Here is a 14,697-nt window from a genome sequence, read left to right on the forward strand (position 1 = left end):
CTCCAGCGCGATGGTGATGAACCGGTTGCCCTTGCCTTCGGCGGCCACCGCCGCCATGTTGCCCTGCACACCCTGCGGCAGCTGCTGACTGACCGCGAACACCGAGCAGTCGGCGGGGTCGAAGGTCAGGCCCGGCGGCAACGCGGTGCCGGCCAGCAGCTTCGGGTCGATCCCGGTGCGCGCGGTGCCCTTGACGGTGAAACCCGGGCCGAAGGACGACTTGAGTTCGAGCACCTTGTCGATGTCGGCGGAAACCTCCGCGGGACTGGAGCTGCAGGCAGCGAGCAGGCACACACAGCCGAGGGCCAGCACCGCACGAAGGGTCAACATCGCAGCCAATTTACCCAACGCCACCAGGGCCGATGGAGGGGGTCACCCTACTGATTGAATAGCTTGGCGGCCAACGTCTTTGATCCGTTCGGCGGTGGCACGGTCGAACGGCAGCCGGTCCGGGCCGGGAACGTCGAGGACGGTGGTGACCACGCCCGGATCGTCGCGCTGCCAGTAGGCACCCAGCCGATCGAGGATGGCCCGCATGGAAGCGTTCTCCGAGAGCACCCGCGCGGTGAACTTCTCGACGCCCTCGAATCGGGCGATGACCGACACCGCTCCCACCAGGTAGGTGCCGATACCGCGACCCTGATAGCTGTCGCCCACGATGAAGGCGATCTCGGCGACGGTCGGGTTTTCCGGGTCGCGGACGAATCGTCCGTCGCCGACGATCGAGCCGTCGGGCTCGGTGACCACCCACACGAAGTGATCGACGTAATCGACCTCGAACAGGTAGTGCATCAACGCCGGACTCGGGGTGCGCGTGGTCTGAAAGCGCCGATACAGCGTCTCGCCGGAGAATGTGACATGGCCCCCAACGGTTCGCGCACTGTCGCCGGGCAGTACCGGCCGCAACAGCAGCTCGGCGCCTTTGCGGTCGCGCATCGGCACGGCGTCGATATAGGCGGCCAAACGCTGCCGCGCGATGCGCACCAACCGCCCCATCACGTCGGGCACGCGAACCATCTCGTGGAAGGCGTCCTCGTCGCCGACCCAGCCGGTCAGCGGGGTCACGGTGGTGACCGTCGCCGTCCGCAGGCCCTGGCGCAGCAGCGCGATCTCGCCGACCACCATGCCGGCGGTAACCTCGTTGACGACCACGGCGCCGTCGTCGCCGACATGCCTGACCTCGGCCGATCCCGAGGAGATCAGCAGAAACGACAGGGCCTGTTCGCCCTGGCGCATCAGTTCGGCGCCGGCGGGGGCCTGCAGCGGACGCAGCGCGGCGACCAGCGGAACCAGCTGGTCCGCCGAGCACCCGGCGAAGATCTCCATCTCCGCGAGGCCTGCGGCGGAGAACGCTCCATCGGGTGCTGCGGGCGGGTGCGACTTCGCCATGGACTGCTCCCCCCTGTTGGCCTGTCCAAGGCTAGTCGGTGTGTCCACAACGTTAATGATTTAACAATGCCGTAACGGCCAGGATTCGGCGTTAACGATCTGGGCCGATACCCTGTGGCCGCGAGAGCGACACGTGAGGAAGAGATCTCCAACATGAGCGAACTGAACCCGAAGCTGCACGACATCTACGATGAGGTGCTGCGGCGTAACCCCGGTGAGGCCGAGTTCCATCAGGCCGTTTTCGAGGTGCTCAGCAGTCTCGGGCCGGTGGTGACCAAGCACCCCGAGTACGTCAACAGCGCCGTCATCCGGCGCATGTGCGAGCCCGAGCGCCAGATCATCTTCCGCGTGCCCTGGCTCGACGACAACGGCACGGTGCAGATCAACCGCGGGTTCCGCGTGGAGTTCAACTCGGCCCTGGGTCCCTACAAGGGCGGTCTGCGATTCCACCCCTCGGTGTACCTGGGCATCGTGAAGTTCCTGGGCTTCGAGCAGATCTTCAAGAACTCCCTGACCGGTCTGCCCATCGGCGGCGGCAAGGGCGGGTCCGACTTCGACCCCAAGGGCCGCTCCGACAACGAGATCATGCGGTTCTGCCAGTCCTTCATGACCGAGCTCTACCGCCACCTCGGTGAGTACACCGACGTCCCGGCCGGCGACATCGGCGTGGGCGGCCGGGAGATCGGCTACCTGTTCGGCCAGTACAAGCGCATCACCAACCGCTACGAGTCGGGCGTGCTGACCGGCAAGGGCCTGACCTGGGGGGGATCGCAGGTCCGCACCGAGGCCACCGGGTATGGCGCGGTGTTCTTCGCCGACGAGATCCTCAAGACCGCCAAGGACTCCTTCGAGGGCAAGCGGGCGGTGGTCTCCGGCTCGGGCAACGTGGCCATCTACGCGATCGAGAAGATCCACCAGCTGGGCGGCACCGTGGTGGCCTGCTCGGACTCCAGCGGCTACGTCGTCGACGAGAAGGGCATCGACCTGGAGCTGCTCAAGGAGATCAAAGAGGTCAAGCGCGAGCGGATCGAGGCCTACGCCAAGGCCCGCGGCGGCACCACGCGGTTCGTCAACGACGGGTCCATCTGGGACGTGCCCTGTCAGATCGCGGTGCCCTCGGCCACCCAGAACGAACTTCACGACAGCCACGCCGCCACGCTGGCCCGCAACGGGTGCAAGATCGTCGCCGAAGGCGCGAACATGCCGTGCACCCCGGCCGCCGTCAAGGTGTTCAGCGAGGCCGGCGTGACCGTGGCCCCGGGTAAGGCGGCTAACGCCGGCGGCGTGGCCACCAGCGCCCTGGAGATGCAGCAGAACGCGTCGCGGGACTCCTGGAGCTTCGAGTACACCGAGCAGCGGCTGGCGGCGATCATGCAGAGCATCCACCACCGCTGCCTGGTCACCGCCGACGAGTACGGCGCTCCCGGCAACTACATCCTGGGCGCCAACATCGCGGGGTTCATCCAGGTGGCCGACGCGATGACGGCACTGGGCCTGATCTGACGACTGTTGACTCTGCGGCTACCAGGCAGTGTTCTCGCACTTGTGCCCGGTAGCCGCAGAGTCAACGTCGTTTAGCCGTAGCATCGCCGGTATGAATCGGACTCTGAGCGCAGCTGTGCTCGCCGGGACCGCCGCCCTCGCCCTGCTCGGCAGCGCCCCGGCCCACGCCGACGACGCCAGCTACCTCGCGTCTCTCGACGCCCACGGCGTCTTTCGATCCGGTCCGCCCAATGCGCGCCTGTCCGCCGGCCACCGGTTCTGCAACCAGTTGCGCAGCGGCGCCTCCGTCGACGACGTCGTGGCCAACTACGTGCGGCGGCCCTCGTTCGGCGGGCCCTCCATGGTCGATGACCTCACCAACAACCTGCGCCCGGTGATCGACATCGCCCAGCACGAACTGTGCCCTGACACCCTGCACTGATCTGCGCGCCGCGTCCCCGGTTCCGACCAGTCAGTCGGGGGCAGCGCCGTCCCCCGAACGGGCCAACAACTCGTCGATCAGCGGGATGCCGATGGCACTGCCCGAAGGCACCACCGGCGCCCAGGCTCCGGCGTCCAAGTCGTACTTTTCAGTGAGAAACCGCAGCCGATAGGCCTGTTGGGCACGCTCGAACGTTCGGTGGGCGATGCGTGCGTTGAGTCCGCCGTTGACCACCGCACCCAAGACCGGGACAGCTTGCGCCACCTTGTTCTTGGCAAGGCGGAATCCCAGCGCCACCCAGACCTGCTGGATCACGTTGTCGGCCTGCTGCGGCGGGATATGGCGCCACGACGCCTGCCGCATCATCTGCTGGGTCAGCCGGGACAGCGATGCCAGTGCCGCGGCCGTCTCCGCGGAGTCGCCGGCGGCACAGTAGGCGATCACGCCGGAGGCGAACGCCTGCTCGTCCGGCTCGCGGACGTCGTAACCGTAGTGTGCCGCAACCAAAGCCACGATGCGCCCCATCCCCACCAGCACGGCGGTCACGTCCGCCACGACGGCTGAGGCGGCAACCGGCAAGGGGGAGCTTGCCGAGACCACGCTCGACACCGCTGAACCCGTGACCGCCAGCGAGGACGCCGCGCCTTCGGCCACCGCCAAGGCGATGTAGCGCTCCCGGCGGCGGGGTACCGAGCGGTCGCAGATCTCCAGATCGAGACCTCGAACCTGGTCATAGGATCCGACCGCGGCGCCGTGCTCGGCGAACATGGCGAAGACGCTGTCCGGTGTGACCGAATGCAGCCCTCGTTGCACCAGCAGGGTGTGCACACCTTCGAGCGCTTTGGTGGTGAGCTGGTCCATCTTGCCGATGGCCGCCGTGGCGCCGGGGACTTGTTGCACCCCGGAACGGACCTGGGAAGCCACGTCTTTGGCCCGGCCGGCCACGCCGCGCCGGAGCCCGTCGAACCAGCCGGCCGGCTCCCCGCCGGTGGTCGCGTCCAGCAGCGCGTCCCATTGCGTGCGTTCGTACGGGGACATGTCCGGCTGACCAGACGGGGCCACGAGGAAAATCCTACCGGCCGTTACGGGTCGAGGAAGGGACGAAGATCAAGCCCCATCGGTGAGTCCAGCGGGATCTCACCGGCTCCCGCGACCGCCCGGGTCAGCGGTGCCAGCGCCTGGATCATCTCGCGCAGTTCGGCCTCGGTCAACGCGGCGTATGCCGGGGCGGCGAGCTGATCGGTCTGCTGCTCGATCTGGGCTTTGAGCCGAACACCTGCCGGCGTGAGTCCGCCGGCATCGGCTAACCCTTTGGCGCGCAGCGTGATCACCAGCTCATTCCATTCGCCGTCGGTGAAATCACGGGCCACCGCGTAGGTCTGCCGCGACGTCCCGGAGGCCAAGGCGTGCAGCACATGCGACTCACGGCCCTCGATCCCCGCGGCCAGAAGGGCCGCGATGTGGCCGTCGCCGCGATGTTCGCGAAGCACCGTCGCCGCGTGCCACAGCCGCGCCACCGGCTCTTCGGGCAGTGGCAGCGCATGATTCGCCGCCCCCAGAACACGGCCGGCCAGGGGTGCCGCGGCCGCCGCTCTGCTGGCGAGTTCGGCCGCGCGCTCCACGTGTGGACCGTCGGCCAGGTCCGCCAGCTGGCGCCGCAACGCAGCGACGGCGCCGGCTTGGCGTGCCCGCAGGGCGGCTTCGGGCGGCGCGAAGCGCCACGCGGCGGGTAGCGCCCGGGCGACGCGTTCGTAGCCGAAGTTGTAGAACGCCGCGTGCACGACCTCGGCTCCGACCGCGCCCAGCGGCGCGGCGCGGCCCGCGAAGTAGCCCATCCAGAAGCCGCGATAGCCGGCATCGTGCAGCGCCGCCAGCGGCTCCGGCGAGAAATAGACGACGGCGTGCAGCGGCTCCAGCATCCGCCAGGCGTCGCGCACGCCCGAGCGCGCGCCGGCCGCCGGAGGGTCTGCCGCGGTCACGGTCTGCGAGCTCGGGGAGTGATCACTGCGCACATGGTCACCCATGGTGGTCTGCGGGGGCCGAGTGCTCAAGTGAGGCGCCCAATGACGCCGCCACCCTAGCGTTCGGGCGACCCCGCGGTGTACCAGCGCGCCGCGCTGGCGGGCGCCTCGGCGTAGCGGTCCAGCCAACGGCCCGCGAAGGCGGGAATGCGTTCCTGGGCCGGGTTGTGGTGCGGTGCCTGGGACCGGACGAGCCCGGCGAGCATCGCCACGATCTCCCGCCTGGGCACCCCCGCGTAGGTCGACTGGCCCGGTGCGGTGAGTTCGCGTGCCGCCGACTGGGCGCCGCGCAGAGCCCGCACCGACAACCCGTCGGGGAGCAGCCTGCCGAACTCACCGCCGTGCTCTGCCGGAACATGCCTGCGGAAACCACCGGAGATGATCGCCAGGATCTCGCTCATGTGCCGGATCACCCCGAGGATGGTCTTCGCTCGGTAGAGGTAGCTGTCGTGCACGGCGTTATAGACGATCAGCGCCGAGCTGCGGTGTTCGATCTCCTCGACGAAGTGCCAGAGAAACAGCGACGCCACCCGCTCGTCGCCGGGCCGGAACAGCTTGTCCTCGTGATCGAGGAAGACCTTGAAGTACGGCGTGAAGGTCGCCTCGATGACGGCGGGGTAGGCCAGCCGCCAGGCGATGGGTTTGGTGGCGGTGAGGTGGTCGTAGGAGGCGATCACCGCGTTCACGGTGTCTTCAAGTCCGGGCCAGCGGCGAACCAGCGCCCGGACGTGGGCCTGATGGGCCGCAGAGTGCTGCGCCTCCTGCCGCAGGTAGGCCTGGGCTTCGGCGGCCGCTTCCGGCTTGCGCATCAGCGGGATGGCCTCCCGCGTGGCGTCGACGATCAGCTTCTCGAAACCGGGCGCGAAAAACGAGATGGCGTTGCACAGCAGCGCGAAGGCCGGCCGCTCGGGCTGCCAGAGGAAGGGGACGTCGGCGCCGGCGAAGTCGAACCGTACCCGCCTGACCTGTAGGTCCGTCACAGCGTCGAGGCTAGCGGCGGCACCCCGGCATGACAAGACGCTCTATCGAAAACGTATGCCGATGGGCGATATTCGCCCAGTTGGTATTGACGCGGCTCCGGTCCACGCAATACGTTCAATGCCTCTATGTCTACTCACTCCAGGTGGCCGGATGAACCTGATCGTGTTCAACAATCCCGCTGAGCTGCCGTGGCAGACCAATCTCTGGGATCTCACGATGCTGGCGATGTTCGTGGCGGCGGTGGGCTACAGCATCGCGCAGCTGCGGCGGGGCCGGCGGATCTACCTGGCGGTGCTGCTCGCGGCGACCGTCTACGGCCTGGTTCTGGAGCTGGCAGGCATGGCCACGCTCGACATGTATCAGCAGGGCGATTTTCTGATGATGATCAACTGGCCGGCGTTACCGCTGTGGCGGGGCACCACGATGATGCCCGCTTACGTACTGATCTTCTATCCGGTCTTCCTGTTCACCGGATTCAAGATCGTTGAGGCACTCGGCATCGAAAAGCGTTGGCATGCAGCGGCTGCCGGCGGACTGTTCATGATCGCCCTGGACGCACCGTACGTGATCGAGGGAACCCTCGACCGCACGGTGTGGTGGACCTGGGACCCGGGTTTCGAGCTGTTTCAGTACTGGGCCGGATGGCCGCTGATCGACTTGTGCTGGCAGGGAATCTGGGATGCGCTGTTCCTCTACCTGATGATGTGGGCCGGTCCGCGAATCGATGGCGCCGGCGCGGCGGCGCGCTGGTCCCCCGCCACGGCGCTGGGCGCGTTCCCCGCTCTGGCCGCCGTCGCCGTCCTGGTGGCGGGCCCGGTATTGCTGGCACCGGTGACAGTCGTGACCCTGCTCGGCGGACCGCAGTGGCCGCTGGCGGCCCTGCTGGTGGCGGGCTACGGCGCGGTTACCCTGCGGGCCCTGCGCTGTGCCACACCGCGACCGGAGGCGTTCACCCTCGGGCTTGTGCTCGCCTACGTCGTCAGCATCGGCGCCATGGTGCTCGCCAACGTGGCCTACGAGGGCGGGCTCACCGGCTACAGCGCGGTCCAGTCCGTCGGCCTGATCACGGTCATCGGCTTCGCCGCGCTGCCGTGGCTCGTGCGCCGCAACACCGCAGCCCGCGATCGGCCACTCGCGCCCGCCGGTCGCACTTAGACCGCGAACCGGTCAGCACCGTGCCCGCCCTACAGTTCGATCATGCGTAGCCACGGCTGGTCCGGTAACGCCCCGTCGAGCGACCAGGAGGCCATCGACCGGATCCTGGACGCCGCGGACGGCATCATCGCCGAACGGGGCGCGGCGCTGCGCCTGGCCGACGTGGCCCGCAGCCTGGGGGTGACGCGGCAGACGGTCTACCGCTACTTCCCCGGAACCGAAGCACTGCTGATCGCCAGCGCGATGCGCTCGGCACATGGCTTCCTCGACCAGCTCGCGCAGCATCTCGGCGGCCTGACCGACCCGGTCGACGCCCTCGTCGAAGGGGTGGCGTTCGCCGTCGAGACCCTCGCCGAGGATCGCCCGCTGGCCGATCTGCTCAGCAGCAGGGCACGCGACGGCAAAATGGTCTCGCTGACCTCGGACACCGCACGCACATTCTCACGCTCACTGCTTCACCGGCTCGACGTCGACTGGCGCAAGCACGGATTCGACGGACCCGCCCTGGATGAGCTGGCGGAAATCGGCTTGCGCACAACGCAATCCCTGCTACTTGACCCTGGCGATCGGCACAGTGACGGGTTGGCCCTGCGCCGCTTCATCGCCCGCTGGATCGGCCCGGCGATCACCTCCCCCCGCATCGCCGAGGCGATGAGCGCACTGCGCGAGCGACTCTAGGCGCACTCTCGCACCAGCCTCGGCGCCTCGGTGGCCCGCCGGACTCCGGAGCGCCCGCACGAATTTCAATGACGGATGTCATTGACCTGCCTCGTCGCGCGCCCCTGGACACCGGCGCCATTCCCGGGCCGCCACCAGCGGATTCCGGCTTAGTGGTCTAAAGTCTCCCCTATTCGCCGCCGGACATGGCGCGTCCCTGATCACGGCTAGCCGCGTGACGGTACCGACCCGACTGGAGTGCCGCCCGTGATTCTCGACGAGGTCAAGAAGGCCATGCGCCGCTCCGGCATGCGGCCGATGCCCAGGTGGCGCAGCGCGTCACCGATCGATCTGCGCGGCAAGCGCATTCTGTTGACCGGCGCGTCCTCAGGGATCGGCGCGGTCGCCGCGGGCAAGCTGGCCGCCGAGGGCGCCACCGTGTTCGCCGTCGCCCGGCACGGCGACCTGCTGGACGACGTCGTGGCACAGATCCGCGCCGCTGGCGGCGACGCCACCGCCCTACGGGCCGATCTGGCCGATCTGAACCAGGTCGATGCAGTCGTCGAGCAGGTTTCGCACGTCGACATTCTGATCAACAACGCCGCCAGGTCCATCCGGCGGCCGCTGATCGAGTCGCTGGACCGCTGGCACGACGTCGAGCGGGTGATGGCGCTCAACTACTGCGCTCCGCTGCGACTCATCCGGGGCCTGGCTCCGGGAATGATCGAGCGCGGTGACGGGCATGTGATCAACATCGCGACCTGGCGCGTGCTGCCGGAGTCGTCGCCGATGTTCGCCGTGTACAACGCCTCCAAGGCCGCGTTGAGCGCCGTGAGCCGTGCGATCGACACCGAGTGGGGCCTCCGCGGCGTGCACTCCACGACCATCTACTACCCGTTGGTGGCGACGCCGATGATCGCGCCGACCCGTGCCTACGACGGCCTCGCCGCACTCACCGCCGAGGAGACCGCCGACTGGATGGTCACCGCGTGCAAGCTGCGGCCGATCCGCATCGCGCCGCGCAAAGCGCTCGCCCTGCGCGCCGTCGATGTGGTCGCACCGCGCGTCCTCAACAACATCCTGAAACGCGAGACCGACCGGCTCAACGCCCGGGCCGGAGCGCCCGGCCAGCAGACGCCGCCGACCGGCCAAAAGAACATCGCGCAATGACGACAGCCGGCCGACGGCCCGAGAACCTATTGCTGGGAGCGGGTTTGACGACAGCCGCCTTCTTCTGTGTGGCTCTGGTCGGGACGCTGGCCAAGGTTTCCGGCCAGTACACCTCGACCGGTGTGCTGCTGCTGTCGCAGAACTTCGTCGGGTTGTTGTTCGTGATCCCGGTCGCGGTGCGAGGCGGCTGGTCGTTCGTGCGCACCGATCGAATCGGCCTGCACGTGCTGCGCTCCGCCGCCGGAACCGGGTGCTGGTACGCCCTGTTCTTCGCCATCGGGCACATCCCGCTGGCCAACGCCACGCTGCTCACCTACAGCGCGCCGCTGTGGATGCCGCTGATCGCCTGGGCCGTTTCACGGCAACGAGTTTCGGCACTGACCTGGACGGGTGCAGGCCTGGGATTCGTCGGGGTGATGTGCGTGCTGCAACCACAGGCGGCCAGCTTCAGCGTGGGCGAGCTGTCCGCACTCGCGGGTGCGCTGTTCCTGGCGATCGCCATGATGACGGTGCGGTGGCTCGGTGCCACCGAGCCGATGGCGCGAGTGCTGTTCTACTACTTCCTGCTCTCCACGCTCATGGCGGTGCCGTTCGCCGTCGCAGATTGGCGGCCGCTCCCGGCCGGTGTCTGGATCTGGCTGGCGGCGCTGGGATTCGCCCAAGTGTTCTCGCAGGCGTTGATCGTGCTGGCCTACCGCTACGCCCCGGCGGAGAAGGTCGGCCCCTGTATCTACTCGGTGATCGTGTTCACCGCCCTGATCGACTGGATCGTCTGGCACCACCCGCCGGCCCTGATCACCTACGCGGGCATGGCACTGGTGATCGGCGGGGGCCTGATCGCCGTGCAGGCCAGGGCCGTCGCGCCCACCCCACCGGCGGCAGGTGACGGCAGCGTCCCGGCGGCGCCGGAGCGCGACCGGTTGCCGCAGCAGTGAGCCGGGAACGCCACGGGGCCCGTCGCCGTACCGGATCAGCCGCAGGACTGTAACGACCGGCAAACGGTTTCGTCGTGCCGCCCCAAATCGGCGATAGGCACTCGACCGCCCGTGCTACTAATGGCACCGTGACCGACCTGCACCGATCGTCACCGATGCTGCCTGAGTGGGGCACGCCCAGCATGGAACGGGGCTCGCATCGGCGTCCGCATCAGGCCGGTGCACACCGGATGGGAAACGAGGTAATTCGCCGTCCGCAACGGCATTACCCGATCTCAGAGATTCTGCACATTCCAGATCCGCCCGGGCCGCGAAAACCCGCCCCGGCCTCCGGCTGGCGCCGGCTCGTTTACGCGGCCTCATTCGGCAGCGTCAATGTGGGGGAATCACGGATCGAGCAGCGCTTCCGCGCGCTGCGCGATCAGATCCGGCACAGCATGCCCCAGCACTTGGTGATCGGCGTGGTCTCCGGCAAAGGGGGCGTCGGCAAGACCACGCTGACCGCCTGCATCGGCGGCATAATCCGGGAGTGTTTGTCGGACAACGTGGTGGCGATCGACGCCGCACCGGGCTTCGGGACGTTGGCCGACCGGATCGATTCCAGCGCCCCTGACGGCTACACCGACATCATCTCCAAAACCGCCGTTGCGGGCTACACCGATATCCGGGAACATCTCGGCCAGAACAACATCGGTCTGGATGTGCTGTCGGGCAATCAGACTTCCGACCAGCCTCGTCCGCTGGTGCCCTCGATGCTGAACGATGCCCTGGACCGGCTGTGCCGCACGCACCAGATCGTCCTGATCGATACGGCGGACAACCTGGAGCATCCGGTGATGAGGGCGGTGTTCGACTCCTGCGACGCCTTGCTCTTTGTCTCTGGGCTCACCGGCGACACCGCAATGCCGGTCGCCCGTTCCATCGATCTGCTGCGCGCAATGGACTACAACGACCTGCTGTCGCGGTCGATGGTCATCCTCAACAACAGCCGCAAGCACGCCACCGAGAATGCGCGACACTACCTGATCGATCTGTTCACCGAAGCCGAGATCCACGCCGAGTACATGCCCTACGACCCGCACCTCGCCAAAGGCGGCATCATCGACACGCAGTTCGCGCTTAGCTCGCAGAGTCGGCTGCGACTGTTCGAAATAACAGCGGCGCTGGCGCAGCAAAATGTGCGCAGAGCCGATCGGCTGAGCGAACTGGGCTGGACGATCTGAACCACTCGAACTCTGTGGAGCTAAGGGGAATCGAACCCCTGACCTTCTCGATGCGAACGAGACGCGCTACCAACTGCGCTATAGCCCCTGACCGGTAGGAGATTACCAGCCCCTGCCCGGACCTTTGAAATCGCTACCTACTGACCGGATGCGCGCGGCAGGTCGCCCCGCCAGTTGTAGCGGCCACCGCTGGACGCGTACTCCAGGTGCTCGAACACCGGGTCCTCGTCGTCGATCTCCAGCACCGCCACGCCCGGTCGCCGCAGCCGTGACGGCACCACCTCGAACGCGCCGGTGTGAGCGCCCTCGCGCTGCATGCGCGGCCGGTCGGCGCGCCGTGCGCGCCGCGCCCGCACCTGCTGTTCGATACGGGTCTGGCGACGCAGGTAGGCCAGATAGAGCACGGTTGCTCCCGCCGCGCCCCCGCAGATCCACCAGGCGCTGGGCGCCACGGTGAAGGCGGTGAGGGCCGAGAGCACCAGGACCGCCGCCAGCGACATCAGCACCCGCTTGCGGAACTCGTACTTGCGCGCGCTGACCGCCGCAGCGGTGTCGACACGGGGCCGCCGGGCCCGCGCGGACACCCCGGAAACGCCCGGCCGCCGCGGCTCTGCCTCGGGTTCCAGCCCGGAGGTGTCCTCGACGTATTCGTACTCGTAACCCTCGGCATCGGCTTCTGCCTCGGCGCCGGCCTCGTAGTCCGTCTCGGCGACAGCCTCGTCGCCGGCCCCGACCTCATCGTCGGCCTCGTACTCAGGCTCGTATTCGGCCGCCGGCTCGGGCGAAGCTTCTGTTTCGACCACGACGTCGGCCTCGTCGGCCTGCGCTTCGGTGGCCGCCTGCGACAGCTCGCCGGCGTCGTCGCTGATGACGTCGACGTCCAGGTAGTCCAGCTCGGTCTGCTCACCGACCTGGTGCTCGGCGGCGACGAACACCGCCGCCGCGGCGACGAATACCCGAGAACCGCTCTCGGCGGGCACGTCGTCGACGTCATCGACATCATCGATGTCGTCGATGTCGTCGGCCTCGTCGACACCGCTGTGCTGCCAGTGCGGGTCACTGCGGTGCCCGGCCGCCGGGCCGCCCCGCTTGAGCAGGCGGGCGCTGGACCCGCTGGTCAAGACCCTGGTCGCCAACGCCACGTCACTGGTTCGACGGACCGCGTCACGCTTGCTGACCAGCATCGGCACCAGTACGAACAGCCAGAGAACGACCAGTGAGATCCAGAGCAATGATTGTGGGATGCTGGGCATGGTTGGCCTGCTCCTTTCCGAGCCAAGGCTAGGTGTGGGAGCCACACAGGCCTCGGATGACGCGCCGAACCAGTTACATCGATGTAATTTACTCTCTGACCTCGTCAGTCACAACTACCACACGCGTAACATTGGCCTGGTAAATCCGCGTCAGGGACGGGAGGCCCGACCGGACTGAATCAGCGCCGACGTCACCGATCCGGCCACCTCTTCGATGGTCATCGCCACCAACAGGTGGTCCCGCCACGCCCCGTCCACGTCCAGGTAGCGCCGCAGCAGCCCTTCCTCACGAAAGCCGACCTTGGCCAGCACTGCGCGGCTGGCCGCGTTCTCCGGCCGCACGGTGGCCTCCACCCGGTGCAGGCGGACGGGCCCGAAGCAGTGGTCGAGCCCCAGCGCGACCGCCGCGGTAGCCACTCCCCCGCCCGCCACCGCAGACGACACCCAGTAGCCGATCCACGCCGACCGCAGCGCCCCGTGCGCGATGTTGCCCACCGTCAGCTGGCCGCAGAACCGGCCGTCGAGTTCGATCACGTACGGCAACATCCGCCCGTAGCGGGCCTCCGAGCGCAGGCTGGAGCACAGCGGCGGCCACGCGGCGCTGCCATGCCGCGTCACCCAGTCCACCTCCACGCTGGGCTCCCACCGCTCCAGATAGGCCCGGTCGGCCAACCGGATGCGGCTCCAGGCCACACCGTCTCGCATGCGCACCGGCCGCAGCCGAATCACCCCGGCCGGCACCCGCAGCGGCCCGAGCACACTCGGCCAGCCGGGATGCTCCACGGCTTTGAACGGCCACCAATTGACCAACATGGACCCGCGCTCAACCGCGCTGAGCCAGGAAAGCGACGTCCACCAACTCGCCGGCGCCGACCTGCTCGACCTCTTCGGGCACCACCACCAGGCAGTTCGCCTCGGCCAGCGTGGCAAGCAGATGCGACGACGACCCATTCGAGGACCCGAGCACCTGCACCAGGAACTCCCCGGTCTCCTCGTCGCGCATCAACTGGCCCCGCAGGAACCCCTTACGACCCGGCATGGAGCTGATCGGCCCCAGGGTGCGGGCCCGCACCATACGGCGCATCGGCTCGCGTTTACCCAGCGACAACCGGATCAGCGGGCGGATCATCACCTCGAACACCACCAGCGCGCTCACCGGGTTGGTGGGCAGCAGGAACGTCGGCACACCCTCGGGCCCCAACTGGCCGAAACCCTGCACCGATCCGGGGTGCATCGCGATCCGGGCGACCTCCACGTCACCGAGTTCGGACAGCACCGCACGCACCTCGTCAGCCGCAGCGCCCCCGACTCCTCCGGCGATCACCACCACTTCGGACCGGTTGAGCTGACCCTCGACCACCTCTCGCAGCTTCTTCGGGTCGTTGCTGACGATGCCGACCCGGTTCACCTCCGCCCCGGCGTCCCGGCCGGCGGCGGCCAGCGCATAGGAGTCGACGTCGTAGACCTGCCCATTGCCGGGCGTGCGGTTGACATCCACCAGTTCGCCGCCCACCGCCATGACCGACAGCCGGGGGCGCGGATGCACCAGCACCCGGTCGCGGCCCACGGCGGCCAGCAGCCCCACCTGCGCGGCCCCGACCACGGTGCCGGCGCGGACCGCGACATCACCGGGCTGCACGTCGTCGCCGACCCGGCGCACGTAGTCACCGGGGCGCACGCCGCGCAGCACCCGGACCCGGGTGTTGCCGCCGTCGGTCCAGCGCAGCGGCAGCACCGCGTCGGCCAGGGTGGGCATCGGCGCCCCGGTCTGAATCCGGGTGGCCAGCTTGGGTTGCAGGCGGGTCGGGGTGCGGGCACCGGCTTCGATGACGCCGAGCACCGGCAGCGTGACCACCGCCTCCTCGCGCTGCGAGCCGTCGGAGGTGTCGCCGATCGCCTCAGCGCCCAGGACATCCACACTGCGCACCGCATAACCGTCGATGGCAGCCTGGTCGAATGCGGGCATGGGCCTGTCTCTTATACACATCT

At 68.3% G+C, this 14,697-nt stretch carries 15 protein-coding genes and 1 tRNA gene; 7 read left to right on the plus strand and 9 right to left on the minus strand.

The genetic code is table 11. The annotated features are described in order from the left end of the window. Both LI92_RS15515 and pat read right to left on the minus strand, forming a co-directional pair. The coding region (locus tag LI92_RS15515; protein WP_046320356.1) for a DUF5642 family protein at positions 1–330 on the minus strand (330 nt) is incomplete at its 3' end. Between the two features lie 42 nt (positions 331–372). Beyond that, complete coding sequence (gene pat, locus LI92_RS15520; RefSeq protein WP_046320339.1) at positions 373–1,389, minus strand: acetyltransferase Pat; 1,017 nt, start codon at positions 1,387–1,389, stop codon at positions 373–375. 153 nt (positions 1,390–1,542) lie between these two features. On the opposite strand from pat, the gene gdhA reads away from it, so the two are divergent. Then, on the plus strand, positions 1,543–2,892 hold the full coding sequence (gene gdhA, locus LI92_RS15525; RefSeq protein WP_046320340.1) for an NADP-specific glutamate dehydrogenase: 1,350 nt from the start codon (positions 1,543–1,545) through the stop codon (positions 2,890–2,892). Between the two features lie 91 nt (positions 2,893–2,983). Continuing rightward, positions 2,984–3,313, plus strand: a complete 330-nt coding sequence (locus LI92_RS15530) for a DUF732 domain-containing protein (RefSeq protein WP_046320341.1) — start codon at positions 2,984–2,986, stop codon at positions 3,311–3,313. A 30-nt stretch (positions 3,314–3,343) separates the two neighbouring features. Here LI92_RS15530 and LI92_RS15535 read toward each other — a convergent pair whose 3' ends face one another. The 3 genes from LI92_RS15535 to LI92_RS15545 form a co-directional block, all read right to left on the minus strand. Beyond that, complete coding sequence (locus tag LI92_RS15535; RefSeq protein ID WP_152665499.1) at positions 3,344–4,375, minus strand: EcsC family protein; 1,032 nt, start codon at positions 4,373–4,375, stop codon at positions 3,344–3,346. Between the two features lie 20 nt (positions 4,376–4,395). Then, positions 4,396–5,232, minus strand: coding sequence for an SCO6745 family protein (locus tag LI92_RS15540; protein WP_046320358.1), 837 nt, complete (start codon positions 5,230–5,232; stop codon positions 4,396–4,398). A gap of 158 nt (positions 5,233–5,390) precedes the next feature. Next, on the minus strand, positions 5,391–6,314 hold the full coding sequence (locus tag LI92_RS15545; protein WP_046320344.1) for a metal-dependent hydrolase: 924 nt from the start codon (positions 6,312–6,314) through the stop codon (positions 5,391–5,393). A 151-nt stretch (positions 6,315–6,465) separates the two neighbouring features. Here LI92_RS15545 and LI92_RS15550 point away from each other — a divergent pair, with 151 nt between their 5' ends. The 5 genes from LI92_RS15550 (at position 6,466) to LI92_RS15570 (ending at position 11,455) form a co-directional block, all read left to right on the plus strand. Continuing rightward, a complete protein-coding gene (locus tag LI92_RS15550) occupies positions 6,466–7,470 on the plus strand; it encodes a hypothetical protein (protein WP_046320345.1) in 1,005 nt (334 codons plus the stop codon). Between the two features lie 42 nt (positions 7,471–7,512). Continuing rightward, the gene (locus tag LI92_RS15555) at positions 7,513–8,148 is read left to right on the plus strand and encodes a TetR/AcrR family transcriptional regulator (RefSeq protein ID WP_046320347.1); all 636 of its coding nucleotides are present in this window, start codon (positions 7,513–7,515) and stop codon (positions 8,146–8,148) included. A 246-nt stretch (positions 8,149–8,394) separates the two neighbouring features. Next, the gene (locus tag LI92_RS15560; RefSeq protein ID WP_502691463.1) at positions 8,395–9,297 is read left to right on the plus strand and encodes an SDR family oxidoreductase; all 903 of its coding nucleotides are present in this window, start codon (positions 8,395–8,397) and stop codon (positions 9,295–9,297) included. 44 nt (positions 9,298–9,341) lie between these two features. Then, positions 9,342–10,232, plus strand: coding sequence for a DMT family transporter (locus LI92_RS15565; RefSeq protein WP_286135133.1), 891 nt, complete (start codon positions 9,342–9,344; stop codon positions 10,230–10,232). Positions 10,233–10,387: 155 nt separating this feature from the next. Further along, positions 10,388–11,455, plus strand: a complete 1,068-nt coding sequence (locus LI92_RS15570) for a MinD/ParA family ATP-binding protein (protein WP_502691464.1) — start codon at positions 10,388–10,390, stop codon at positions 11,453–11,455. A 15-nt stretch (positions 11,456–11,470) separates the two neighbouring features. Here LI92_RS15570 and LI92_RS15575 read toward each other — a convergent pair. From LI92_RS15575 to glp, 4 genes are all read right to left on the minus strand, one after another. Further along, positions 11,471–11,543: transfer RNA gene (locus LI92_RS15575), tRNA-Ala, on the minus strand. A 49-nt stretch (positions 11,544–11,592) separates the two neighbouring features. Continuing rightward, complete coding sequence (gene sepX / locus LI92_RS15580; protein ID WP_046320351.1) at positions 11,593–12,708, minus strand: divisome protein SepX/GlpR; 1,116 nt, start codon at positions 12,706–12,708, stop codon at positions 11,593–11,595. Between the two features lie 150 nt (positions 12,709–12,858). Then, complete coding sequence (locus LI92_RS15585; protein ID WP_046320353.1) at positions 12,859–13,521, minus strand: GNAT family N-acetyltransferase; 663 nt, start codon at positions 13,519–13,521, stop codon at positions 12,859–12,861. A gap of 10 nt (positions 13,522–13,531) precedes the next feature. After that, the coding region (gene glp / locus LI92_RS15590) for a molybdotransferase-like divisome protein Glp (RefSeq protein ID WP_046320355.1) at positions 13,532–14,697 on the minus strand (1,166 nt) is incomplete at its 5' end.

It is taken from the genome of Mycobacterium sp. UM_Kg1 (assembly GCF_000972925.1).
Lineage (GTDB): Bacteria > Actinomycetota > Actinomycetes > Mycobacteriales > Mycobacteriaceae > Mycobacterium > Mycobacterium hiberniae.

Excerpts from the sequence above, each read along its gene's own strand:
- pat (WP_046320339.1), bottom strand. The coding sequence starts at position 1,389 with ATGGCGAAGTCGCACCCGCCCGCAGCACCCGATGGAGCGTTCTCCGCC.
- LI92_RS15530 (WP_046320341.1), top strand. The coding sequence starts at position 2,984 with ATGAATCGGACTCTGAGCGCAGCTGTGCTCGCCGGGACCGCCGCCCTC.
- LI92_RS15585 (WP_046320353.1), bottom strand. The coding sequence starts at position 13,521 with ATGTTGGTCAATTGGTGGCCGTTCAAAGCCGTGGAGCATCCCGGCTGG.
- sepX (WP_046320351.1), bottom strand. The coding sequence starts at position 12,708 with ATGCCCAGCATCCCACAATCATTGCTCTGGATCTCACTGGTCGTTCTC.
- LI92_RS15555 (WP_046320347.1), top strand. The coding sequence starts at position 7,513 with ATGCGTAGCCACGGCTGGTCCGGTAACGCCCCGTCGAGCGACCAGGAG.
- gdhA (WP_046320340.1), top strand. The coding sequence starts at position 1,543 with ATGAGCGAACTGAACCCGAAGCTGCACGACATCTACGATGAGGTGCTG.
- LI92_RS15570 (WP_502691464.1), top strand. The coding sequence starts at position 10,388 with ATGCTGCCTGAGTGGGGCACGCCCAGCATGGAACGGGGCTCGCATCGG.
- LI92_RS15550 (WP_046320345.1), top strand. The coding sequence starts at position 6,466 with ATGAACCTGATCGTGTTCAACAATCCCGCTGAGCTGCCGTGGCAGACC.
- LI92_RS15540 (WP_046320358.1), bottom strand. The coding sequence starts at position 5,232 with ATGCTGGAGCCGCTGCACGCCGTCGTCTATTTCTCGCCGGAGCCGCTG.